Annotated in this window: 21 protein-coding genes; 10 read left to right on the top strand and 11 right to left on the bottom strand. The window is 71.6% G+C overall.

Features of this window, described 5'->3' with window-relative positions:
• Positions 1-103: 103 nt before the first annotated feature.
• Positions 104-1,927: a hypothetical protein gene (locus IFR11_RS05675; protein ID WP_192040430.1), complete on the top strand. Its 1,824-nt coding sequence runs from the start codon at positions 104-106 to the stop codon at positions 1,925-1,927.
• Positions 1,928-1,989: 62 nt separating this feature from the next.
• On the top strand, positions 1,990-2,991 hold the full coding sequence (locus tag IFR11_RS05670) for a WxL protein peptidoglycan domain-containing protein (RefSeq protein ID WP_191915511.1): 1,002 nt from the start codon (positions 1,990-1,992) through the stop codon (positions 2,989-2,991).
• Here IFR11_RS05670 and IFR11_RS05665 read toward each other — a convergent pair.
• The 5 genes from IFR11_RS05665 to IFR11_RS05645 form a co-directional block, all read right to left on the bottom strand.
• Complete coding sequence (locus IFR11_RS05665) at positions 2,979-3,632, bottom strand: biliverdin-producing heme oxygenase (RefSeq protein WP_070409180.1); 654 nt, start codon at positions 3,630-3,632, stop codon at positions 2,979-2,981. The genes IFR11_RS05670 and IFR11_RS05665 overlap by 13 nt on opposite strands.
• Before the next feature lie 49 nt (positions 3,633-3,681).
• On the bottom strand, positions 3,682-3,990 hold the full coding sequence (locus IFR11_RS05660) for a DUF2470 domain-containing protein (protein ID WP_191915510.1): 309 nt from the start codon (positions 3,988-3,990) through the stop codon (positions 3,682-3,684).
• A 458-nt stretch (positions 3,991-4,448) separates the two neighbouring features.
• The gene (locus IFR11_RS05655; protein ID WP_342030249.1) at positions 4,449-5,408 is read right to left on the bottom strand and encodes a DNA-methyltransferase; all 960 of its coding nucleotides are present in this window, start codon (positions 5,406-5,408) and stop codon (positions 4,449-4,451) included.
• Complete coding sequence (locus IFR11_RS05650) at positions 5,405-6,454, bottom strand: lipoate--protein ligase family protein (RefSeq protein WP_191915509.1); 1,050 nt, start codon at positions 6,452-6,454, stop codon at positions 5,405-5,407. Before IFR11_RS05650 ends, IFR11_RS05655 begins: the two co-directional genes overlap by 4 nt.
• Positions 6,455-6,463: 9 nt before the next feature.
• A complete protein-coding gene (locus tag IFR11_RS05645; protein WP_191915508.1) occupies positions 6,464-7,414 on the bottom strand; it encodes a DMT family transporter in 951 nt (316 codons plus the stop codon).
• A 71-nt stretch (positions 7,415-7,485) separates the two neighbouring features.
• On the opposite strand from IFR11_RS05645, the gene IFR11_RS05640 reads away from it, so the two are divergent.
• Entirely contained in the window at positions 7,486-8,394 is a 909-nt protein-coding gene (locus IFR11_RS05640) for a LysR family transcriptional regulator (protein ID WP_191915507.1), read from the top strand.
• Positions 8,395-8,445: 51 nt separating this feature from the next.
• Here the strand turns inward: IFR11_RS05640 and IFR11_RS05635 are convergent, their stop codons facing one another.
• The 3 genes from IFR11_RS05635 to IFR11_RS05625 all read right to left on the bottom strand — a co-directional run bounded on the left by IFR11_RS05635 (position 8,446) and on the right by IFR11_RS05625 (position 12,250).
• On the bottom strand, positions 8,446-9,627 hold the full coding sequence (locus IFR11_RS05635; protein ID WP_191915506.1) for an ROK family transcriptional regulator: 1,182 nt from the start codon (positions 9,625-9,627) through the stop codon (positions 8,446-8,448).
• Between the two features lie 101 nt (positions 9,628-9,728).
• Positions 9,729-10,778: an ABC transporter permease gene (locus IFR11_RS05630; protein WP_055832880.1), complete on the bottom strand. Its 1,050-nt coding sequence runs from the start codon at positions 10,776-10,778 to the stop codon at positions 9,729-9,731.
• Positions 10,775-12,250, bottom strand: coding sequence for a sugar ABC transporter ATP-binding protein (locus tag IFR11_RS05625; RefSeq protein WP_055832879.1), 1,476 nt, complete (start codon positions 12,248-12,250; stop codon positions 10,775-10,777). The genes IFR11_RS05630 and IFR11_RS05625 overlap by 4 nt, the downstream gene beginning before the upstream one ends.
• Before the next feature lie 302 nt (positions 12,251-12,552).
• Here IFR11_RS05625 and IFR11_RS05620 point away from each other — a divergent pair, with 302 nt between their 5' ends.
• From IFR11_RS05620 to IFR11_RS05610, 3 genes are all read left to right on the top strand, one after another.
• On the top strand, positions 12,553-13,602 hold the full coding sequence (locus IFR11_RS05620; protein ID WP_055832878.1) for a substrate-binding domain-containing protein: 1,050 nt from the start codon (positions 12,553-12,555) through the stop codon (positions 13,600-13,602).
• A 76-nt stretch (positions 13,603-13,678) separates the two neighbouring features.
• On the top strand, positions 13,679-14,890 hold the full coding sequence (locus IFR11_RS05615; RefSeq protein ID WP_244630597.1) for a Gfo/Idh/MocA family protein: 1,212 nt from the start codon (positions 13,679-13,681) through the stop codon (positions 14,888-14,890).
• A gap of 21 nt (positions 14,891-14,911) precedes the next feature.
• Positions 14,912-15,916, top strand: coding sequence for a sugar phosphate isomerase/epimerase family protein (locus tag IFR11_RS05610; protein ID WP_191915505.1), 1,005 nt, complete (start codon positions 14,912-14,914; stop codon positions 15,914-15,916).
• Between the two features lie 182 nt (positions 15,917-16,098).
• Here IFR11_RS05610 and IFR11_RS05605 read toward each other — a convergent pair whose 3' ends face one another.
• A complete protein-coding gene (locus IFR11_RS05605; protein ID WP_191915504.1) occupies positions 16,099-16,947 on the bottom strand; it encodes an alpha/beta fold hydrolase in 849 nt (282 codons plus the stop codon).
• A 157-nt stretch (positions 16,948-17,104) separates the two neighbouring features.
• On the opposite strand from IFR11_RS05605, the gene IFR11_RS05600 reads away from it, so the two are divergent.
• From IFR11_RS05600 to IFR11_RS05590, 3 genes are all read left to right on the top strand, one after another.
• Positions 17,105-17,590, top strand: a complete 486-nt coding sequence (locus IFR11_RS05600) for a MarR family winged helix-turn-helix transcriptional regulator (RefSeq protein WP_191915503.1) — start codon at positions 17,105-17,107, stop codon at positions 17,588-17,590.
• A complete protein-coding gene (locus tag IFR11_RS05595) occupies positions 17,587-18,960 on the top strand; it encodes an MFS transporter (protein ID WP_244630596.1) in 1,374 nt (457 codons plus the stop codon). The genes IFR11_RS05600 and IFR11_RS05595 overlap by 4 nt, the downstream gene beginning before the upstream one ends.
• A 142-nt stretch (positions 18,961-19,102) precedes the next feature.
• A complete protein-coding gene (locus IFR11_RS05590) occupies positions 19,103-20,734 on the top strand; it encodes a DHA2 family efflux MFS transporter permease subunit (protein WP_244630595.1) in 1,632 nt (543 codons plus the stop codon).
• 113 nt (positions 20,735-20,847) lie between these two features.
• Here the strand turns inward: IFR11_RS05590 and IFR11_RS05585 are convergent, their stop codons facing one another.
• On the bottom strand, positions 20,848-21,978 hold the full coding sequence (locus IFR11_RS05585; protein ID WP_191915502.1) for a Gfo/Idh/MocA family protein: 1,131 nt from the start codon (positions 21,976-21,978) through the stop codon (positions 20,848-20,850).
• A complete protein-coding gene (locus tag IFR11_RS05580) occupies positions 21,975-22,799 on the bottom strand; it encodes a sugar phosphate isomerase/epimerase family protein (RefSeq protein WP_191915501.1) in 825 nt (274 codons plus the stop codon). Before IFR11_RS05580 ends, IFR11_RS05585 begins: the two co-directional genes overlap by 4 nt.
• Before the next feature lie 105 nt (positions 22,800-22,904).
• Here IFR11_RS05580 and IFR11_RS05575 point away from each other — a divergent pair, with 105 nt between their 5' ends.
• Positions 22,905-23,561: a TetR/AcrR family transcriptional regulator gene (locus IFR11_RS05575; protein WP_055832870.1), complete on the top strand. Its 657-nt coding sequence runs from the start codon at positions 22,905-22,907 to the stop codon at positions 23,559-23,561.
• The last annotated feature ends 4 nt before the right edge of the window (positions 23,562-23,565 follow it).

Raw genomic sequence — 23,565 nt, 5'->3', positions numbered from 1 at the left:
CCGCCGCGCGCCTTCTGCTTAGGTAAGGCTAACCTGTCCTCTCGCACCCACCCTCGGGTGCATCGACGCACGCCGTCGGGCCGCACCGGGGACAGAGAAGGGAATGACCGTGGACTCCTCCACGCGCAGGCACCGGTTCGCACGCCTCTCGGCAGCGACCCTCGCCACCACCGCACTCGCCCTGGGGGGCGCTCTCGTCGCGGCCCCCGCGCACGCCGCCGACACGAGCATCGACGACGCCGTGTTCCGCTGGGGCATCAACGCCGAGTCGAACGCCGCCGCCTTCGCCCCCGGCACGGTGAACCTGCTCTCGGCCGGGATCGTCACGGCCACCTCGGCGGCCGACCGCGTGACCTCGTCGAACTGGAAGCAGAGCGACGGCAACACGTCGATCCTGAAGCGTCAGTCCGACGGAAGCTACGCCGCCGCCACCTTCGCGGGACTGCGGACGGATGCCGCCGGCACGACCATCACGACCGGCAACGGCCTGAACTCCGGACACGTCGCCGAGATCACCGGCGGAACCGGCACGGTCGACGTCGACGCCAACACGGCGGTCATCCAGTGGACCGGCTCGTTCACGTCGGCCTACTACTCGGGCATGACCCGTTCGTGGATCACCGACCCGAAGCTCACCGTCGCCTCCGACGGCACCGGCACCGTCACCGCCACGCTCGGCGGCTACGGCACCTCGATGGACGACCCCGACAAGTTCGAGACCCTGACCCCGGCGACGAACGTGGTCGTGGCCACCCTCACCGGTGTCGACGTGACCCCCACCGGCTTCACCGTCACCCCCGACTACCTCGGCCGCACGATCACCGTGCCCGAGGGCTCGGTCGCCCAGGTCACCGGTGGGGCGAACGCCGGTGCGTTCCCGCAGTCGTTCGTCGACTTCCAGGGCAAGACCGGCCAGGGACCGTACTGGTACTCCTCGGGAGGCGCCGCCGACGCGCGCAAGCCCGCCAGCGCCCTGTCGGTCGCCTACACCGCGGCCCCGGTCGCCGCGACCCCCACGGTCACCGTGTCGAAGACCTCCGGCCTCGCGCAGGGCGAGACCGTCACCGTCAGCGGGAGCGGGTTCCTGCCCTCGGGCACCGCCACCAACGGCACGCGCCCGCCGCTCGCCGGGCAGTTCAGCGGCACGTACGTCGTCTTCGGCAAGTTCGCCGACACGTGGAAGCCCTCGGCCGGAGCCGCCTCGTCGGCGCGCTCGGTGATCGCCCAGAAGTGGGCCGTGCCCGCCGCGAGCATGGCGACCATCGGCGGCGTGAACGGCGGCGCCGTCGAGCTGAACGCCGACGGCACCTTCTCGGTCGACCTGGCGCTCACGACCACCGAGGCGCAGAACCTCGCCGCGGGCACGTTCGGCATCTACACCTATGCCGGCAGCGGCGCCGTGTACGCGCCCTTCGAGACCGCCACCCCCGTCACCTTCGCCTCGTCGTCCGACGTCATCGTCGAGGTTCCGGCGTGGGTCGAGAGCCCCACCGGTTCCTTCGGCTGGGCGTTCGAGGGCACCTCGCCCGCCAACCTCGGCACCGCCGTGCAGGACGGCGCGAACTTCGTGGCATCCGGATCGCTCACCAACCTCGTCGTGACCGACACGCGCGCCGGGGGCTCGTCGCCCTACACCTGGAGCATCTCGGGCCAGGTCGGCGACTTCGCGTCGTCGTCGGGCGGGTCGTTCTCGGGCGGACTGCTGGGGTGGAAGCCCAAGGTGGTCTCCGCAGGCAGCAGCGTCGCCGGTGGCGCCGAGGTGACCTCGACGCGACTGGGCGGCACGGGCCTGGGCGCGTCGCGCGTGCTGGCCTCGTCGACCTCGGCCGTCAGCGCGACCGTGGGAGCCGACCTCTCGTTGGTCATCCCGGGCACCACCCCCGCGGGCGACTACACCAGCAAGCTCACCATCACCGCCCTGCAGTAAGACACTCCCCGGGGGTCCCGGCTTCGGCCGGGGCCCCCTTTCCCATCGACCCGGAAGACACCGTGACCGCCTCGCCCTCCCTTCGCGTCCTCGCCCTCGCCGGCACCCTCGTCCTCGGACTGTCGACCCTGCCGCTCCCCGCCGCGGCGGCCGACGGCGGTGTGGCGTGGAGCGTGCAGACCGCCGACAACGCCAACGGCACCGGACGCGCCAACTTCTCGTACGACGTCGAGCCCGGCGCGGTCGTGACCGACACCATGGTCGTCGTCAACACCGGCACCGAGCCGCTGCCCCTGGCCGTCTACGCGGCCGACGCGTTCACCGCGCCGAGCGGCGAGATCGACGTGCTCGTCGACGGGGCGCCCTCGCTCGGCGCCGGCACGTGGGTCGCCGTGCCCCCGACGGCCCTGCAGCTGGCACCGGGCGAGTCCGCCGACGTCGCGTTCACGATCAGCGTGCCCGCCGACGCACGCCCCGGCGACCACGCCGCCGGGATCGTCACGTCGCTGACGAGCCAGGACGCATCGAGCACGCTGTCGGTGGACCGCCGCCTCGGCACCCGCATCAACCTGCGCGTCGCCGGGGAGCTCACCCCCGCCGCCGCGGTGACGGGCGTGACCGCGAGCTACGAGGGCTCGTGGAACCCCTTCGATTCGGGCCGCCTGATCGTGCGGTACTCGCTCGAGAACACCGGGAACACCCGCCTGACGGGCCTCGAGACGGTCACCACCTCGGGCCTGGCCGGGGTGCTGTCGACGACGACGCCGCCGACGCAGGTGACCGAGATCATCCCCGCCTCCACGATCGACATGGAGCGCGAGGTGCCGGCCTTCTCACTCGGCTGGATCACCGGCACGCTGACGATCGCCCCCGCGGGCGTCGGACTCGGGGCCGGAGCCGTGAGCGAGGTGGTCACCGACTTCGCGATCCCGGCCGTGCCGTGGAGCCTGTACGGCCTGATCGCCCTCGTCGCGGGTGCGGCCGTCGCGATCGCCCTGGTCGTGCGACGCTCGATGCGCCGCCGCGACGCGGGTCGCCCCGCCGCGGACGCTCAGGCGGTCTGAGCGGCCTTGGCCCGCGCCAGGTCGACGAACAGCTCGGTGTTGAAGCGGTAGGCGACGAGCACCTCGGCGATGACGCGCTCCTTCTCGTCGTCGTCCCAGGGGGCGGCGTCGAGCTGCTCGCGATAGACGCTCTTGAAGGCCTCCGGGTCGGCGATGTCGCCGAAGAGGTAGAACCCGATGCCGTTGGTGTCGAAGCCGAAGCGACGCTGCATGAGGCGACCGATGAACTGGCCCCCCGACAGGTCGCCGAGGTAGCGCGTGTAGTGGTGCGCGACGAAGCCGCCGGGCCAGGTCGCCGCGACCCGGCGGATGCGCGAGACGTAGGCCTGGGTGGTGGGCAGCGGCGAGACGAGGTCGCGCCAGTCGGCCCCGAGCAGGAACGCGAGGTCGGCCTCGAGGGCGGGGAGGCGCGTGAGCTTGTCACTGAGGAACACGGATGCCACGGGGTCGCGGCGCATGCGATCGGTGGCCTCCTCGAGCGCCTCGTAGATGAACCAGTGCTGCACGACGAGGGCGACGTAGTCCTCCCGCGTGCCGGCACCGCTCATCAGGTCGTTCATGAACCCGGCGTGCTCGCTCGTGGAGTGGGCGCTGCGCGAGCGCTCACGAAGAGCCGTGGAGAAGGAGATGAGGTCGCTCATGGGGCCATCATACGCAGGAAGTTAGGTTCACCTAACCTCCATTTTCCGATCAGTGGGGGCGTGGCGTCAGGCCCAGTCGCGCGCAGGCCGCGTCGTACAGCGCCACCACCTCGCGGCGCACCTCCCGGCGCTCGGTGATCGACCCCGCCGGCCAGGGAATCCGCACCGACGACGTCGCCCCCTCGTCGGAGGTGACGTCCCAGTCGCCGCCGTCGCCGTCGAATCCGGTCATGACCGCGGTCGACACCACCGGGTGCGGTCCGAACGCGCGGACGATCAACACGTTGTCGTCGAGGTGGTCGGCGTTCATGTGCGCGAGGACGGCGCGACGGGTGTCGAGGTCAAATTCGTGCGTCATTAGGCAAGCCTAACTTGGCACCCTCCCGCACGCAGAAGGGCGCGTCGTCCCCGCCCCCGGCGGGTCGACATTCCACGACTGCAGGTCTCGCTCCCAGACATCGGGGCGCAAAACGTGCGCCGGGGCGGTCGCCAAACGCCCCGATGCACGAAACACGCCCCGCTTCCCCCGCACACCCCACCACGAACGACAACCGAAGCGCGGCCTGACCGGTCGCGGCGGGGCCAGGATGCCGCTGCACCGAAGCGCGGTGCGGCCGGGGTGCCGCGACGCCGGGGCGCGGCGCGACCGGGGCGCGAAATGTGCACCGGGGCGGTCGCGGAACGACCCAACGCACAGAATGCGCCCCGCTGCAGCTTGAACACCGCTCTCCGCCCAGCGAGTTCCGCGGAGCAGCCGCTCAGGACGATCAGGGCGAGAACGCTCCCCACGGGCGGCGCCGTCGGCGCGCTCGCGCCTCAGCCGCGCACGGAGGCGTGGGGCAGACGCTTTCGCATCACGGCCACCGCGTCGGCGTTGTCGTCGATGAGCACCGCGTCGCGCCCGAGGGGGGCGGCGACGGCGCCGAGGGTGCCGCTTCCGGCGAACATGTCGAGCACGCGGTCGCCGGGGCGGCTCGACGCCTGCACCATGCGGCGAAGGACGCCCTCGGGCTTCTGCGTCGGGTACCCGGTCTTCTCGCGTCCCGTCGTCGGCACGATCGTGTGCCACCAGACGTCGGTGGGCATCTTGCCGCGGGCGGCCTTCTCGGCCGTCACCAGCCCGGGGGCCATGTACGGCTCGCGATCGACGGCGTCGGAGTCGAAGAAGTACCGCTGCGGGTTCTTCACGTAGACCAGGATCGTCTCGTGCTTCGTGGGCCAGCGGCGCTTGGTCTTCGCCCCGTAGTCATAGGCCCAGATCAACTCGTTGAGGAACTTGTCGCGCCCGAACAGCGCGTCGCACATGACCTTGGCGTAGTGCACCTCGCGGTAGTCGAGGTGCAGGTACAGCGTGCCGTCGTCGGCCAGCAGGCGCCAGGCCTCCACCAACCGGGGTTCGAGGAAGCCCCAGTAGTCGTCGAACCGGTCGTCGTAGGTGCGCAGGTCACCGCGCAACCGCGCGTACTCGCGCCCGTGGAAGCCGCGCTGCACCACGGGGGGCGGCGGCGGCTCCTCTTCGGGGAACACGAGCATGTTCGGGTCGTCGACCGATGCCGCCGCCTCGGGCTTCTCGGCATCCGGGGTCTCGTCGACCGGGGCCTTGCGCGTCGCCGACTCGACCGCTTTGGAGCGCGTGCGCCCGGTGTTGAAGGGCGGGTCGAGGTAGACCAGGGCGAAGGAGCCGTCGGGGTAGCCCGGGGTGACGGCCAGGTTGTCGGCGTGGTGGATCTCGACGCCGCCCGGCTCGGGGGCGTCGGTGGGGATCGGGGCGCTCACGGGACGCGCTGCAGCCACGCGTCGGTGGCGAACTTCGACTGCACGAGCGCCTCGGCCTCGGCGTACTCCTCGTCGGTGATGTGACCGGGGGTCGCGCCGTAGAGGGTCGTGAACGTCTGGATGAAACGCTCGATGACCTCGTCGCGCGGCAGGCCCGTCTGGCTGCGCAGCGGATCGACGCGCTTGGCGGCCGAGACCGTGCCCTTGTCGCTGAGCTTCTCGCGGCCGATGCGCAGCACCTCGGTGAGCACCTGGCCGTCCATGTCGTAGCTCAGGGTCGCGTGGTGCAGCACCCCGCCGTTGGCGAGGCGCTTCTGCGCGGCCCCGCCGATCTTGCCGTGGGGGCCGGCGATGTCGTTGAGCGGCTGGTACACCGCGTCGATGCCCAGCGAGCGCAGCGCCTGCAGCACCCAGTCGTCGAGGAAAGCGTACGAGTCGGCGAAGGTCATGCCCGCGACGAGGGAGGCCGGCACGTACAGCGAGTACGTCACGATCGAGTTCGCGGCCATCATCATCGCGCCGCCGCCCGAGATGCGACGCACGATGTCGAAGCCGTGCTTCTCGGCGCCGACGGGATCGACCTCGTTGCGCAGCGACTGGAACGAGCCGATGACGACGGCGCTCTCGTTCCACTCCCACAGGCGCAGCGTGGGTGTGCGCAGCCCCGCGCCGACGCGGGTGGTGAGCACCTCGTCGAGGGCGAGGTTCATGCGCGGCGAGACGGGGGCGTCGTGCACGACCTCCCACTCGAAGTCGGCCCAGCCGGGGGCGGTGACGAGGGCGCGGCGGATGGCCGTGGCGACCGACTCGGGGGTGAAGCCGAGCAGCTGCGCCCCCTCGGGCAGCGCGGCGCGAATGGCCGCCGCGATCGTGGGGACGTCGGACTCCACCGGCAGACCGGTGACGGCCGCGTCGATGTCTTCGAGGGCGTCGTCGGGCTCGAGGAAGAAGTCGCCCGCGAGGTGGAAGCCGTGGATGCGGCCCTCGCGCTCCTCGAGGTCGACGACGACCAGCTTCCCGCCGGGGACCTTGTACTCGCCGTGCATGCTCTCAGCCTACGGCGACGGCGGCGCGACGAGCACGGGGCCGTCCATCGCCCGGGGCTCCCGCTCGGCGAGCGCACGGCGGTGTCGGCGCTCGATGGCCTGACCCGCGTACGACGCGGCGATCACCAGCGCGGCGCCCGCGAGGCCGGGGAACCCCACCGCCTCTCCCCCGATCGCCACCCCCACCGCCAGCGCCCACACCGGCTCGGTGCCCATGAGGATGCTCGCGCGCGTCGCCGAGGTGCGGCGCACGGCCCACAGCTGCACGACGAAGGCGAACACCGAGCACATCAGGCCGAGGAACAGCACGTGGGCCCATCCGGATGCCGTGAGCCGTCCGACCGCCGGCGGCAGGTCGGCGCCGGCCACCGCCGACGAGGTCGCGGCGCACACGACGAGTTGCACGAACACCACGGCGAGGGAGCTGTCGGAGCGTCCGCGGGTGAGGCGCGCGCTGGCGGTGACGTGCACCGCCCGCACGACGGCGGCCGCGATCACGAGGGCGTCGCCGATCGTCGGGGCGCGCAGGCCTCCCCCCGACACGAGCAGCGCCACCCCCACCACCGCGGCGACCGCCGCGACGAAGTACGACCGCGGCAGCCACGACCTGGCCGCGAGGCTCTCGAGCACGGGGGTGAAGACGAGGGCGAGGCTGATGAGCACGCCCGCGTTGGTCGCCGAGGTCAGGTGCACGCCCGCGGTCTCGAGGCCGATGACCGTCGCCTGCGAGCAGCCGAGCAGGGCGGCGACGGCGAGGCCCCGACCCCGCGGCATCCGCTCGCGCCGCGCGAGGCAGATCGCCCCCAGCGCCACCGCGGCCACGACGAAGCGCAGCGCCACGGCGGGGGCGACGCCCACCTCGTCGGTGAGCGCCTTGGCCGAGAGGAAGCTCGCCCCCCACACCGCCGCCACGGCGAGCAGCAATACGTCGACGACGATCTCGGCGGGGCGGTGGGTCATGTCTCCAGCGTCGTCGCGCCCACTCGGAAGAACAACGGCCTGTGTCTTCACCGTCACGTAAGTTGTGACTTATGGATGCCGCTCACCTGCGCCTGCTGCGCGAACTCGGCGATCGGGGCAGCGTGGCCGCGGTCGCCGCCGCCCTGCACATCTCGGCCTCGGCGGTGTCGCAGCAGCTCGCGACCCTGCAGGCCCACGCTCCGGTGCCGTTGACCGTGCGCCGGGGGCGCGTGCTCACCCTCACCCCCGCGGGCGAGGCCCTCGCCGCCGCGGGCACCCGGGTCGATGAGGCGCTCACGGCCGCGCGCGAGGCGGTCGGAGCGTTCCTCGACGCCGCGGATCGCCCGGTGCGGGTCTCGGCCTTCCATAGTGCGGGGCTGGCCCTGTTCGGTCCGCTGCTGCGCGAGCTCGACGGCACCCCGCCCCTGCAGCTCGCCGACGCCGACGTCGCGCACCGCGACTTCCCGGGCCTCACCGCCGACCACGACCTCGTCATCGCGCACCGCCTCGCCCACGATGCGCCCTGGCCGCGCGACCGCGTCATCGCCACGGCGCTGCTCGCCGAGCCCCTCGACATCGCACTGCCCGAGGCGCATCCCCTCGCCGCGCGCGATCGCCTGCGCGCGGTCGACCTGGTCGAGGAGACGTGGGTGTCGGTGCACCCGGGGTTCCCGCTCGCCGGGGTGCTCGACCACCTCGCGGCGCACGTCGGTCGGCCGCTGCGCATCGCCCATCGCATCAACGAGTTCTCGGTGACGGCCGAGGTGGTGCGCACGGGCGCGGCGATCGCCGTGCTCCCCCGCACGACCGCGCTCCCCCTCGCCGTCGACGGACTCGTGCTGCGCCCCCTCGCCGACCTCGAGCTCGTGCGACACGTCGACGTCCTCGCCCGCCCGGATGCCCTCGCCCACGCCGCGGTACGGCACGTGCTGCGCGCACTGCGCACGGTGGCGGAACGGGCTACGGCCGCCGCGGGCTGAGACGCCGCGCGACGAGTTCGGCGGCACCCGTCGTCCGCTGTCGGGCCCGCCTCAGGCGGGAAGGAACGCGGCGGTGAACGACTCGGGCGAGAGCGCGTGCTCGATGGCCAGCATGCTCGCCCCCCGCACACCGGCGTGCTCGGCGGCGACCGACTGCACGATCGAGAGGTACTCCGTCGCCAGCGGCGTCGAACGCGAATAGACCACTTCGCGCACCCCCGCGATGAGGTGCTCCCCGACGCGCGCCATCGACCCGCCGACGGCGATGACCGACGGGTTCATCAGGCTGACGCAGGTCGTGAGCACCTCGCCGATGTCGCGGCCGGCCTGGCGCACCGCCTGGATCGCGTCGATGTTGCCGCGCTTGACGAGGTCGACCACGTCGGAGCCCGTGTGCGCCTCGATGCCCTGCGCGCGCAGAGCGCGGGCGATGGCGGGACCGGATGCCAGGGCCTCGAGGCATCCGCGATTGCCGCACTGGCACGGGATGTCGGCGCCGCGCGCGACCTGCACGTGCCCGATGTCGCCGGCGATGCCCTGCGCGCCGCGCTGCAGGCGGCCGTCGGAGATGATGCCGGTGCCGATACCGGTGGCGATCTTGACGAACATGAGGTGGTCGACCCCCGGCCAGGCGAGCCCGCGCTCGCCGAGCGCCATGATGTTCACGTCGTTGTCGACGAGTACGGCAACCGGCATGTGCTCGAAGATCCACGCGGGGATGTCGAAGTGGTCCCATCCGGGCATGATCGGCGGGTTCACCGGCTGACCGGTCGAGTGCTCGACGGGCCCGGGGACGCCGATGCCCATCGCGGCCACGTCGTCGACGGTGCGCTCCACCGAGGCGAGCAGTTCGCGCGCTCCGTCGACGAGCCACGTCAGCACGGGCTCGGGCCCGAGGGCGATGTCGAGCGACGCGCTCGTCTCGGCGAGCACGGTGCCGGCGAGATCGACGATCGCGACGGTCGCGTGCGAGGCGCCGAGGTCGGCGGCGACGACGACCTTGGCGGCCGGGTTGATCGCGAACTGCGACGGCGGGCGCCCGCCGGTCGACACCGCATCGGCCACCGGGGTGATCAGTCCCATACGCATGAGCTCGTCGACGCGGACGGCGACGGTGGATCGCGCGAGACCCGTGGTCTTCGCCAACTCGGCCCGGGTGCGCGGGATCCCATCACGCAGCAATTGGAAGAGCTGACCGGCACCGTTGGCCGTCTGCACCGCATCTGTGCTCATCCGCTTCACGCCCTCAGTACACCATCACTTGCTATCGACACGATCCGCGAGCCGACGGTGACTGCACGGAAAGCGCAGTCACCGTCGGCAGAAGTCGCGCCTCAGCCCCGGCCCGGCGGGCGGGAGAAGCGCTGCTGCAGAAGGACCGCGACGACGATGATGACACCTTTCGCGACGGCCTGGACCGACGACGACAGGTTGTTCTGGATGAAGACGTTGGTCAGCGTCGCGAAGATCAGCACCCCGAACACCGTGCCGGTGATCGTTCCACGACCGCCCACGAGCAGGGTGCCGCCGACCACGACCGCCGCGATGACGTCGAGTTCGAGCAGCTGCCCGTTGGTCGAGCTGCCCGCGGTCGTCCGGCCCAGGAACATGACGCCGGCGATGCCCGACGCGAGCCCGACGAGCACGTAGAGCCACATGACGTGACGCCGCACGTCGATGCCGGCCAGTCGCGCGGCCTCGCGGTTGCCGCCGATGGCGACGGTGCGACGCCCGAACGTCGTGCGGTTGAGCAGCACCCACCCGAGCACGGCGACGATCGCGAAGATCCAGATGAGCATGTTCACCCCGAGGATGTCGGCGTTCATGAAGGTGATGAACCCGCGGTCCTGCACCACGAGGGTGCGCCGCTCGGCGAGGATCTCGGCCAACCCGCGGGCGCCGACGAGCATGGCCAGGGTGGCCATGAAGGCGACCACGTTCCCGTAGGCGATGACGATGCCGTTGATGAGGCCCGCCACCGCACCCACCGCGAGCGCGAAGAGCACGAAGACGATCCAGTGCATCGAGTCGGCGAGGTCCTGCACGACGGCGAGGGTGCCGACCACCGAGGCCAGCCCGGTGACCGAGCCGACCGAGAGGTCGATGCCCCCGGCGATGATCACGAGGGTCATCGCCACCGCGATCACCCCGGTGATCGAGGCCTGACGCAGGATCACGAAGACGTTGTCGACGGTGAGGAACGTGCCCGGCGCGGTGATCGCTCCGACGACGAACATCACCAGCAGCGCGATGACGAGTCCGATGTTGCGCCCGGCGGAACCGGACAGGACGCGCCGCCAGGCCGGGGTCGAGGTGGCCGACGGGGAGAGTCCCGCTTCGGCGGGGACCGTGCGTGCACGGGTCGGGGTGGTCGGCTCGCTCACGCGGCGGATCCTTTCATGACGAGGTCGAGCACGCCGTGCTCGTCGATCTGGTGGGAGGGGAGGGTGTCGAGGATCCGACCGTCGGCGACGACGAGCACGGTGTCGGCGAGGCCGAGCACCTCCTCGATCTCGCTCGAGACGATGACGACCGCGTTGCCGGCGGCGGCGAGGTCGCGGATGAGCGTGTAGATCTCGGCGCGGGCACCGACGTCGACACCGCGGGTGGGCTCGTCGAGCAGCAGCACGGTCGTGCCGTGCACGAGCCACCGCGCGAGCAGGATCTTCTGCTGGTTGCCGCCCGACAGGGTGCGGGCGGGGCGATCGGGGTCGGCGGGACGCAGTTCGAAGGCGTCGATCTGCTCGCGCGCCACGCGGCGGGCGGAGCGGTCGTCGAGGAACCCGCCCTTCGCGAACCGCTTCATCGAAGCGAGCGCGATGTTGACGAAGATCGGCTCGTCGAGCACGAGCCCCTGGCTCTTGCGCTCCTCGGGGGACAGTCCCATGCCCGCACCGACCGCGGCGCGCACCGATCCGCGGGGCAGCACCGCATCGCGCACGGCCACGCGTCCGGCCGAGGACTTGCGCGCCCCGTAGACCGTCTCGAGGATCTCGGAGCGCCCCGAGCCCACGAGGCCGGCGAGACCCACGACCTCGCCCGCGCGCACCGAGAACGACACGTCGGAGAAGACCCCGGCCAGAGCGAGTCCCTGGACGTCCAGCACGACGGGGGCGTCGGGTTCGATGGGCGCCCGCTCGGGGAAGACGTTGGCGATGTCGCGCCCCGTCATCAGGCGGATGAGTTCGGCGGTGGGGGTGTCGGCGGCCGCGAGACCCACGGCCGTGGTGCGTCCGTCCTTCAGGACCGTGATGCGGTCGCCGATCTCGCGGATCTCCTCGAGCCGGTGCGTGATGTAGACCACGGCGATGCCCTCCGCGGTGAGCTCGCGCACGACCGCGAACAGGTTCTTCACCTCTTCGGTGTCGAGGACGGCCGAGGGCTCGTCCATGATGATGAGCCGGATGTCGTGCGACAGCGCCCGCGCCATGCTCACGATCTGCTTGTTCGCGGCGCTGAGGCTTCCCACCTCGGTGTGCGGCGACAGGTTCGCGTGCCCCAGGCGCCTCAGCAGTTCGGTGGTGCGCCGGGCGGCCTCGGAGCGATGGGTGAAACCGCCGCGCGAGAGCTCGTGCCCGAGGAAGACGTTCTCGGCGATGGTGAGCCCGTCGACGACGTCGAGTTCCTGGTACATCGTGGCGATGCCCAACTCGATGGCCGCGTCGGGGTCGGCGATCTCGACGGTCTCGCCTCGCCACACGAGTTCTCCCCCGTCGGGACGGTGCACGCCGGCGAGCGTCTTGATCAGCGTCGACTTGCCGGCGCCGTTCTGCCCCAGCACGCAGTGCACCTCGCCGGGGACGATGTCGAGATCGACGCCGCGCAGGGCCTGGACGCCCCCGAACGACTTGGTCACGCCCCGGGCGACGAGTAATGACTGTTCATGGTCAACTTTGATCACGCGGCGAACATAACACGGTCGCACGCCGGACGCGAGAGGCGTTCGATCCGCGCCGACGGCAGCACATCCGCCGGGCTGATGAACCGTATGGCCCCGGTATTGCGGTGCTCGTCCCGCGCATTTCGCTTTTGACGAGGCTCGAACAAAAGTTGACTATTCGAAGAACCATTCTGCTAGCGTGAGCCCCGTCAAAGTGGACTCCTCCTCGGATCGGGGCCGCATTGGCACCTGCCGCATCACATTCAAGGAGGAAAGACATGCGCTCACAGCTGACTTCGCGCTCCCGCCTCATCCTGACGGGAACCGCCTTCGTCGCGGCCATCGGGCTGCTGGCCGGCTGCACCGGTTCGAGCGGCGACAACCAGAACGTCGTCGACCAGGGCACCACCACCGAAGAGAACGCCGCCAGCGGCGACACCGTCACCATCGGCTTCTCGGGCCCCGCCGCCGACCACGGCTGGCTCGGCGCCATCAACTCCGGTGCGCTCGCCGCCGCCGAGAGCTTCCCCGACGTCGACCTGCAGGTCGCCGAGGGCACCAACGACGTGAACGCGCAGATCGCCGCGGTCGAGACCTTCATCAACAACAAGGTGGATGCCATCGTGCTGCTGCCGAGCGACGGAGCCGCCCTCACCGAGGTCGCCACCCGCGCGATGGAGGCCGGCATCCCGGTCGTCAACGTCGACCGGGAGTTCTCGAGCCCCTTCGCCGCCCGCTCGACCGTGCTCGGCGACAACTACGGCATGGGCGTCAGCGCCGGCACCTACATCTGCGAGCAGCTGAGCGGCCAGAGCGACGCCGTCGTCGCCGAGATCGCCGGCATCGACTCGCTGCCGCTCACGCAGGACCGCTCGGCCGGGTTCAAGGACGCCCTGGCGGACTGCGGTCTCGACGTCGGCCCGCGCGTCGCGGCCGACTTCACGGTGGCCGGTGGCGAGGCCTCGACCTCGCAGCTGCTGTCGGCCAACCCGAAGATCGACGCCATCTGGAACCACGACGACGACCAGGGCATCGGCGTCCTCGCCGCCATCACGGCGGCCGGTCGCGACGAGTTCTTCATGGTCGGCGGCGCGGGAAGCCGTAACGCCATGGAGGCCATCCAGGCCGGGGACACCCCGCTGCAGGCGACGGTGATCTACCCGTCGACCCAGGCGGCCGACGGCATCGCCCTGGCCCGCCTGATCGCGCAGGGCAAGACCGCCGGCGACCTGATCACGCCGAGCGTCCCCAACCGCATCGTGCTCGACGCGCCGGTGGTGACGAAGGACAACGTGGACTCGTACATCGACCTGTCGTTCGAGTCCTGATCGATCGAACCACCACGGGGGCGTCTGCGATCGACGCGGGCGCCCCCTCCCCTTCCCCCATCGAAAGGCCGCGATCATGACCTCGCCCCTCCGCATCGCCATGATCGGCGCCGGATTCATGGGTGCCGCGCACTCCCAAGGGTGGCGCGTGGGCCCCCGCTTCTTCGACCTCCCCCTCGCCCCCGAGATGAGCGTGCTCGTCGGTCGCGACGCCGCACGCACCCGGGATGCCGCCGACACCTGGGGCTGGAACGAGAGCTCCACCGACTGGCGCGAGATCGTCGAACGCCCCGACATCGACGTCGTCGACATCGTCACCCCGGGCGACTCCCACGCCGAGATCGCCCTCGCCGCCCTGGCTGCCGGAAAGCACGTCCTGTGCGAGAAGCCCCTCGCCAACACCGTCGACGAAGCCCGCCGCATGGCCGCGGCCGCCGACGACGCCGCCACCCGCGGCATCCGTTCGATGGTGGGGTTCACCTATCGACGCCTGCCGGCCACCACCTTCGCGCGCGACCTCGTCGCCGCGGGTCGCTTGGGCGAGATCCGCCAGGTGCGCGCCGAGTACCTGCAGGACTGGCTCAGCGACGCCGACGCGCCGCTCACCTGGCGCCTGCAGAAGGACCGGGCCGGCTCCGGCGCCCTGGGCGACATCGGCGCCCACGCCGTCGACCTCACCGAGTACATCACCGGTCAGCACCTCACCCGCGTGGCGGGAGTCCTCGAGACCATCGTCTCTGAGCGCCCGGTGCTCGCCGCGTCGTCGGGACTGTCGGGCACCGCGGGCGCGGACCGCGGACCCGTCACCGTCGATGACCTCGCCCTGTTCACCGGGCGTCTCGAGAACGGCGCCCTCGCCTCGTTCGAGGCGTCGCGCTTCCGCCTCGGCCGCAAGAACGCCCTGCGCGTCGAGATCTCGGGCAGCGACGGCGCGCTCTCGTTCGACCTCGAGAGCCCCAACGAGCTGCAGTTCTACGACGCCACCCTGCCGGCCTCCGAACAGGGCTTCCGCCGCATCCTCGTCACCGAACCCGAGCACCCGTATATGGGGGCGTGGTGGCCGACCGGTCACATGCTCGGGTACGAGCACGGGTTCACGCACCAGGCGAAGGACTTCGTCGAAGCCGTCGCCGACGGCCGCGATCCCCGCCCCTCCTTCGCCGACGGCCTGCACGTGCAGCGGGTGCTCGACGCCGTCGCGCAGAGCTCCGGCGCCGACGGCGTCTGGACCGGCGTGGACCGGGCGAGCGCCCCCGCCTCCGACAGCCGCACGTTCGCGGCATCCTGAATCGACGAGAGGACTGACGCGATGACGCGACCGATCACGCTCTTCACCGGCCAGTGGGCCGATCTGCCCTTCGAGGAGGTGGCCCGCCTCGCCGGCGAGTGGGGGTACGACGGCCTCGAGATCGCCTGCTGGGGCGATCACCTCGACCCGTGGCGCTGGGACGACGAGGAGTACGTCCAGGGCAAGCTCGACGTGCTCGAGCGCAACGGCCTGAAGGTCTGGACGATCTCGAACCACCTCAAGGGCCAGGTCGTGTGCGACGACCCCATCGACCAGCGCCACCGCGACATCGTGTCGGACCGCGTCTGGGGCGACGGCGACCCCGAGGGCGTGCGTCAGCGCGCCGCCGAGGAGCTGAAGAACACCGCGCGCCTGGCATCCAAGCTGGGGGTGAAGACCGTCACCGGCTTCACCGGGTCGAGCATCTGGAAGTACGTCGCGATGTTCCCGCCGGCCACCGAGGAGATGGTCGAGGCCGGGTACCGGGACTTCGCCGACCGGTGGAACCCCATCCTCGACGTGTTCGACGAGGTGGGCGTGCGCTTCGCCCACGAGGTGCATCCGTCCGAGATCGCCTACGACTACTGGACGACGAAGCGGGCGCTCGAGGCCATCGGCCACCGCGAGGCATTCGGGCTGAACTGGGACCCCTCGCACATGGTGTGGCAGGACATCGACCCGGTCGCGTTCCTCTGGGACTTCCAGGACAAGATCATCCACGTGCACTGCAAGGACACGAAGAAGCGTCTGACCAACGGCCGGAACGGCCGGCTGTCGTCGCACCTGCCGTGGGCCGATCCGCGGCGCGGGTGGGACTTCATCTCGACCGGTCACGGCGACGTGCCGTGGGAAGACGCGTTCCGCATGCTGAACGCGATCGGCTACGACGGACCACTGTCGGTCGAGTGGGAGGACGCCGGCATGGACCGGCTCGTCGGCGCACCCGAAGCGCTCGGATTCGTGCGACGACTGTCGTCGTACGAACCGTCGGGTGAGGCATTCGACGCGGCGTTCAGCCAGCGCTGAGACCCGAGGGGGCATTCGGGAGCAGGGGGGCGTGGGGCCGGGCGCGGGGGGCGTCCGGCCCCACCGTCGTTCCCGGGCCCCTTCCCGCCGCGCGAGATCACGCACCGTCGTCGAGACACCACGACACGACGGGTGATCTCACCGACGCCGTGTGATCTCGGCATCCGATCACGCACGCCAGGTCAGGCGCGAGCGGGGAGGCGCGCGTCGAGCCAGGCGAGCAGATCGGCGCGCACGTGCGCCTGATCGATCTCGGCGAAGATCTCGTGGCGCGCGCCCGGGTAGACCAGCGTCGTGATGTCGGTGAGTCCCGATCGATCGCGGTAGGCGTCGGCCAGCAGGTGAACGCTCCGCGGGCCGCCGACGGTGTCGTCTCGACCCACCAGGAGCAGCAGCGGAAGGTCGACGCCGAGATCGCGGCGCGGGCGGCCGAACAGCTTCGCGGCCTCGATCGGCCCGAACAGCGCGAGCAGGGGCTTCGAGGTGGTCAGCGGGTCGGCGACGAAGTCGCGTCCGACCTGTTCGTCGCTCGAAAGCCACTCCATGCCCGACCCGCGCTGATGCTTCCACGGAGCGTTGAGGTCGCCGGCGTTCAGCGCCCCCGGCCACCGCAGGGCCGAGCCGCTCAGCACGACCGCGTCGTAGGCATCCGGATGCCGATCCACCAGCATCTGCGCGAGGAACGACCCCCACGAATGCCCGAGCAGCACCAGGGGCAGGCCGGGGTTCTCTTCGCGGATGCGCTGGCTCAGCGTCCAGACCGCGTCGCGGGCGGCGCCGAGACCACCCGGCCCCAGCCGGCCGAGCTTGCGGTGATCGCCGTTCCACTGGCGCAGTCCGGTGCGCCCGTGCCCGCGGTGGTCGTCGGCGTAGACGGTGTACCCGTCGGCGACGAGGGCCTCGATCAGGGCGCCGTACCGACCGGCGTGCTCTCCGACGCCGTGCAGCAGCTGCACGATCGCCCGCGGCGTCTCGGCGACGTGCACGTCGTAGACGATCGTGATCCCGTACGCGTCGACGAACTCCGGCATGGGGTGAGTCTAGGGGCGGGGTGAGGGTGACCGGCCGGCCGAGTCCGCCCGCCAGCGGTGGGCCGGAACACGCTCGCGGCGGGCCGGGTGACGCGACCGCCATACCGTTAGCAAGACTAATGAGCAAGACTAATGAGCTAGACTAACGATCACGAACATGAATGACAGCGTCGACGAATCCCCCCTTCACGACCTGACTTCTGCCCGCGGCGCTGAGCCCTCGCACGATCTCAGCGCCGCGGCATCGCAATTGCGCATGGCGACGTTCCGCCTGGCCCGGCGCCTGCGGGCACAGCGGGCCGTCGACACCATGAGCGACGGGCAGTTCGCCGTGCTCGCCGCCCTCACCGTGCACGGGGCGCACACCCTCGGCCAACTCGCCGACCGTGAGCGCGTCACCGCCCCGTCGATGAATCGCACGGTGTCCCTGCTCGAAGAGGCCGGGTACCTCACCCGCACCCCCGACGAGGTCGACCGGCGCAAGGTCACGATCGACCTCACCGACGACGGACGCACCGTCGTCGACGAGACCGTACGCCGCCGAGACGCCTGGCTCGAAGAAGCCCTGGCGGGGCTCTCGCCCGACGACCGTCACACGCTGGCCCAGGCCGCGGAGATCATGAGAAAGGTGGCCGAGAGATGAGCACGTCGATGTTCCGGTCCCTGTCGATCTTCAACTACCGCGTCTGGTTCTTCGGCGCCCTCGTCTCCAACGTCGGCGCGTGGATGCAGGCGACGGCGCAGAACTGGGTCGTGCTCACGCAGCTGACCGACAACGACGCCGCCGCGATGGGCGTCACCATGGCGCTCCAGTTCGCCCCGCCCCTGCTGCTGGTGGGCGTGACCGGCTGGGTGGCCGACCGCTTCGATCGCCGCAAGCTCATCATGTGCACGCAGGCGTCGCTGCTGCTGCTCGCCCTCGCGCTGGGGACACTGCTGCTCACCGGCCTGATGACCCTGCCGATGATGTACGGCTTCGCCCTGGCGCTCGGCGTCGTCACCGCGTTCGACAACCCCGCGCGCCAGGCGTTCGTGTCCGACCTCGTCGCGCAGGAGAACGCCTCGAACGCGGTGGCCCTCAACGCCGCGTCGTTCAACACCGCACGCCTCATCGGCCCCGCCGTGGCCGGCGTGATGATCGTCGTCGTCGGCACGGGATGGGTGTTCCTCGTCAACGCGGTGACGTTCCTCGCGATGATCGCCGCGCTGCTGCTCATGCGCCCGCACGAGCTCGTGGTGCACCACCGCCGTGGCGGGCCCGCGCGTCTGGCCGACGGCTTCCGCTACGTCGCGCGCCGCCCCGACCTGATCGTCACGTTCGTCATGGTCTTCCTGCTCGGTGCGTTCGGCATGAACTTCCCGATCTTCGCCTCGACCATGGCGCTGGAGTTCGGTCGCGGGGCCGACGGCTTCGGGCTGCTGAGCTCGTTCGTGGCCATCGGCTCCCTCGCCGGAGCCCTGCTGGCCGCACGCCGCGAGCGCGCGCGGATGCGCGTGGTGATCCTGGGCGCCGGCGGCTTCGCCGCGGCATCCACCCTCTCGGTCTTCGCCCCCAGCTACGGCGCGTACGCGGCCACGCTCGTGTTCACCGGCTTCGCCGTCGTGACCACCCTGACCACGGCGAACGGCTACGTGCAGACGACCACCGATCCGGCGCTGCGCGGACGCGTGCTGGCGCTGTACATGGCGATCCTGCTCGGCGGCACGCCGGTGGGTGCCCCGATCGTCGGCGCGATCGCGAGCGAGTACGGCCCGCGCGTGGCCATCGCCCTGGCCGCCGCCGTCGCGCTGATCGCCTGCGGCATCGGTGTCGTCTGGACGCTCGCCTCGGGGCGCGTGCACCGGCACGAGACCAAGCGCTTCCGCCTCACGCTGGATGAGACGCAGCCCCTGCACACGATCACGCCCGAGCCCGAGGACTTCAGCGACGAGGTGGCCGGCACGACGCCGCTGCCGCTGCCGCCGGCGGACCGCACGCCGCGCCTGACGTCGCGCCCGCGCCACGGCGGCTGAGTCACGCCGGCTGGGTTACGGCGGCCGAGTCATGCCGCGGGGTGACAACACCGGAGCCACGGCACCGGGCGGCACCCGGCGCGATGGGTCGTGCGCAAGAAACGGGCTAGATAGCTAGAAAAGCTAGCGATATACTCGTCGCATGGACACCGTCGGGAACCGCACCGGGCGCCGCTGGGCGGGGCTCGTCTTCATCAGCATCGCCGTCTCGCTGATCATCGTCGACTCGACGATCGTCAACGTCGCGGTGCCCTCGATCGTCGAGGACCTGGGGATCTCGTCGACCGAGGTGCAGTGGGTGCAAGAGGCCTACACCCTGGTGTTCGCCTCGCTCCTGCTCGTGTTCGGCAGCCTCGCCGACCGGTTCGGGCGACGCCGACTGATGCTCGTCGGCGTCGTCGTCTTCGCCGCGGCCTCGATCGCCGCCTCGTTCGCCCCCACGGGCGAGCTACTCATCGCCGCGCGCCTCGTGCAGGGAATCGGCGGGGCGATGATCCTGCCCACCACCCTGTCGCTCATCAACGCCACCTTCCGCGGGCGGGAGCGCGGCATCGCCTTCGCCGTGTGGGGCTCGACCATCGGGGGAATGGCGGCCGTCGGCCCCCTGCTCGGCGGCTGGCTGACCACCGCGTTCTCGTGGCGGTGGGCGTTCGGCATCAACATCCCGCTCGGGGTGATCATCGTCATCGGCGTGCTGCTCACCGTCGCCGAATCGCGCAGCGATCGCGCCGAGCGCATCGACGGCGTCGGTGCCCTGCTGTCGGTGCTGACCATGGCTCCCCTGGTCTTCGGCCTGATCGAGGGGCGCACCTACGGCTGGTGGACGGTCGACGCCGTTCCGCAGGTCGGCGGGTGGACCTGGCCGTTCGCCCTGTCGCCCGTTCCCCTCGCCTTCGCCCTCGCGCTCGCCGCCCTCGCCGCCTTCATCGCCTGGGGCCTGCACCGGCAGCGGCAGGGACGATCCACGCTGCTCGCGTTCGCCCTCTTCCGCATCTCGTCGTTCCGCAACGGCAACATCGCCGCCGCCGTGGTCTCGCTGGGCGAGTTCGGCATCATCCTGGCGCTCCCGCTCTGGCTGCAGTTCGTCGTGGGCTTCGACGCCCTGCAGACCGGCCTGCTGCTGCTGTCGCTGGCCGTGGGCTCGTTCGTCGCGAGCGGTGTCGCCGGAGCGCTCAGCGGCCGGGTCGCCCCGGTCTGGGTCGTGCGCGCCGGCCTGCTGGCCGAGATCGTCGGCGTCGCCGGCGTCGCCCTGACGATCGGTCCGGATGCCACGTGGGGACCGCTCATCCCGCTGCTGTTCGTCTACGGACTCGGGGTCGGCCTGGCCACCGCCCAGCTCACCGGGGTCGTCCTCGCCGAGGTCCCGCCCGCAGCCAGCGGACAGGCGTCGGGCACGCAGTCGACCTCGCGGCAGTTGGGTGCCGCTCTGGGCGTCGCGATCCTCGGCACGGTGCTGTTCTCGACGACGGCCGGGGTTCTCGCCTCGTCACTCGATCAGCGGGGAGTCCCCGCCGATCAGCGCGATCAGGTCGTGTCGCAGGTGGTCGACAGCGCCGGCGCCGCGATCGCCGGTCTCGCCCAGTCGCCCCAGACCCAGGGCGCCGCCGCCGACGCGCGCGCCGCCTTCAGCGACGGCACCCGGGCGGCGGCGTTCACTGCCGCGGGCTTCCTCACCCTGGGCCTGGCGTCGACGCTCGCGCTCGGCGCCGGCGGCTCTCGCCGGCATCCGAAAGGCGCGCCGGTCCACGAAGCAGGGAAAACCGACACGGCCTGAGACCACCCGGGCGGGATCGCTGGCCCGGTTCCGGTCACGGCGGCCCGTTCGTTTCCGGGCGGCCGGTCTGCCGCCGAGCGCCCCCGGCCGCCCGGAGGCGGCCGGGGTGCGACTCAGAGGGTGCGGGCGAACGGGTCGAAGTCGCGCGGCACCGCCGGCACGGGCCCGCTCAGCGAACTCCGCACCGGCACGAAGCCCGCTCCCGCCACCGATTCCTCGGCCGAGAGCAGCACGTCGAGCACGTGGTGTCCGAGCTCGCCGGTCGCCACGTGGGGGCGCACCTCGGCGGTGGCCCGCACCATGTCGAGCACCCCGAGCCCGCGCCCGACGACGACGCCCTCCTGCGGCACCGCGATCCGCGGCTGCTCCGGCCGGTCGTCGTCGAGCAGCACCCCGAGCGGTTCGATGCGGGCGATCTCGCCCTCGAAGTGGTTCGGGTCGGGCAGCACCAGCGTGCCCTCGGTGCCGTGGATCTCGAGCACGCCCGCGCGCTCGAGCGCCGAGTCGAAGCTGAACTGCCCCTGCGCCTGCTGACCGCCCTCGAACGCGGCGATGAGCTGCACGGTGGTGGCGACCTCGACGTCGAACACGTCGCCGGCGGCGGGCCCGGTGTGGATGCGGCGCTGCCGCCGCGGGCGCGTGCCGACCGCGGCCACCCGGTCGACCGGTCCCAGCAGGCTGACCAGCGCGCTGACGTAGTACGGCCCCATGTCGAGCAGCGGTCCCGCGCCGCGCGCGAAGAGGAACTGCGGCCCCGGATGCCAGAGGTCGGGCCCCTGCGTCTGGAACGACGCCTGAGCGAACAGGGGTTCTCCGATCGCCCCCTCGAGGATGGCGCGCTTGGCCGACTGGAACCCCGGGCCCAGGAGGGTGTCGGGGGCGGAGCCGATGCGCAGCCCCGCAGCCTCGGCATCGCGGAGCAGCTGCGCGGTGCTCTCGCGGTCGAGCCCCAGCGGCTTCTCGGTCCACACGTGCTTGCCCGCGGCGATCGCGGCGGACGAGACCTCGACGTGAACGGCCGGGACGGTGAGGTTCACGACGAGCTGCACGTCGGGGTGGGCGAGCACGTCGTCGGCCGTGCCCCACGCGGGCACGCCGTACTGCTCGGCGCGCGACCGCGCGCGCTCCGGGTCCAGGTCGGCGACGATGAGCACCTCGACGTCGGGGAACGCCGTGAGGTTGCTCAGGTAGGTGTCGCTGATGACGCCGGCTCCGATGATGCCGACCCCCACGGGCCCGCTCATACCGCGAGGCCGTTCTCGAGCAGGAACGCGTGGCTGGCGGCGATGTCGTCGAACACGTCGCCGGGCGACTGGTCGTACTCGATGACGGCCCACCGCACGGCATCCGTCGCCCGCATCGCCTCGACGAGCGGAACCTCGCCCTCGCCCGGGCGGCGCTGGTCGAGGTGACGGGTGACGGCACGGTCGACGTCGGGGGCGAAGGGGTTCTCGGCCGGGACGAAGCCGTCCTTGACGTGCACGGCGAGCAGACGCGAACCGAGACGCTGCACGAGGGCGGGCACGTCCTGGCCGCCGGTGAGCGCCCAGAACAGATCGAGCTCCACGGCGATGCGCTCGTCGGTGTGCGCCACGACGTACTCGAGCGCGCTCGCGCCGTCGATGTCGATGAGGAACTCCTGCGCGTGGTTGTGGTACCCCACGGTGAGTCCGTAGCCGGCCGCCAGATCGGCGACGGCGTTGAGCCGATCGGCGATCTCGGCGACGCCGTCGACGGTCGCCCAGCGCGCGGGCTCGACGAAGGGGTCGATCACGGTGCTCAGCCCCAGGGTCGCCGCCGCCGCCAGCACGGCCTCGGGCTCGGGCGTGGGGATGGAACCGTGGGGAGTCCACAGCTCGGTCGACAGCAGGGGCGCGTGCCCGGTCGGGGCGGTGAGCCCGCTGGCATCCAGAGCCGCGCGGATCTCGGCGGGGCGGCTCACGAAATCGAAGGCCTCGACGTGGCGCAGGCCGATCGCGGCGAGGCGATCGAGCGAGCGAGCCGGATCGGCACGGAATTCGTCGACCAGCGTGTAGAGCTGGACGGAAGAGGTGGGGAGCGACATCGGGCCTTCCTTGTTCGTCGTCGAACGGCGCGGGTGTCCGGCGCCGGTGGGAACGCTACCATTAAACCATCCAGTGGTCACTTTTCAGCGGTCTACACTGACGGGATGCGGCGCGAAGACGAGACCCCCGACGTCGGCGACCCGGTCGACCCGGCGGGCGACGGCGCCGCCCACGCCGCCGACGATCGCCTCGGCCGCTCCGGCGCGTACTCGAAGGGTGTCGCACGACGGCAGGAGATCCTCGACCGCGCCATCGGCGTCTTCGCCGAACGCGGCGCCGAGGGGGCGTCGCTGCGCAGCATCGCGCGCGCCCTGGGCGTCTCGCACGCGGCCCTGCTGCACTACTTCGACTCGCGCGAGCAACTGCTCGTCGCCGTGTACGACCACGCCAACCGCCAGACTCCCCCGGCACCCGACGCCACCGCGCTGTCATCGCTGACCGACGCCGCCGCCCACAACACCTCGGTGCCCGGCCTCGTCGAGCTGTACACCACGCTCGTCGCCGCCTCACTGAAGGACGACAGCGCGACGGCCCGCGCCTACTTCACCGAGCGCTTCGCGCGCCTGCGCGGAGAGCTCGCCGCGCGCCTCCGCAGCGAACAGGCCGAGGGACTCGTGCGCGCCGACCTCGACCCCGACCAGGTCGCCGCCCTGCTCATCGCCGCCTCCGACGGCCTGCAGGTGCAGTGGCTGCTCGAGCCGTCGATGCCCCTGGCCGACGTGCTCGGGGCGCTGGGCGGCCTGTTGGCGCCCGCCCGCTGACCCG

It is taken from the genome of Microbacterium sp. CFBP 8801 (assembly GCF_014839455.1).
GTDB lineage: Bacteria > Actinomycetota > Actinomycetes > Actinomycetales > Microbacteriaceae > Microbacterium.
This window is presented reverse-complemented; position numbering and strand designations above follow the sequence as displayed.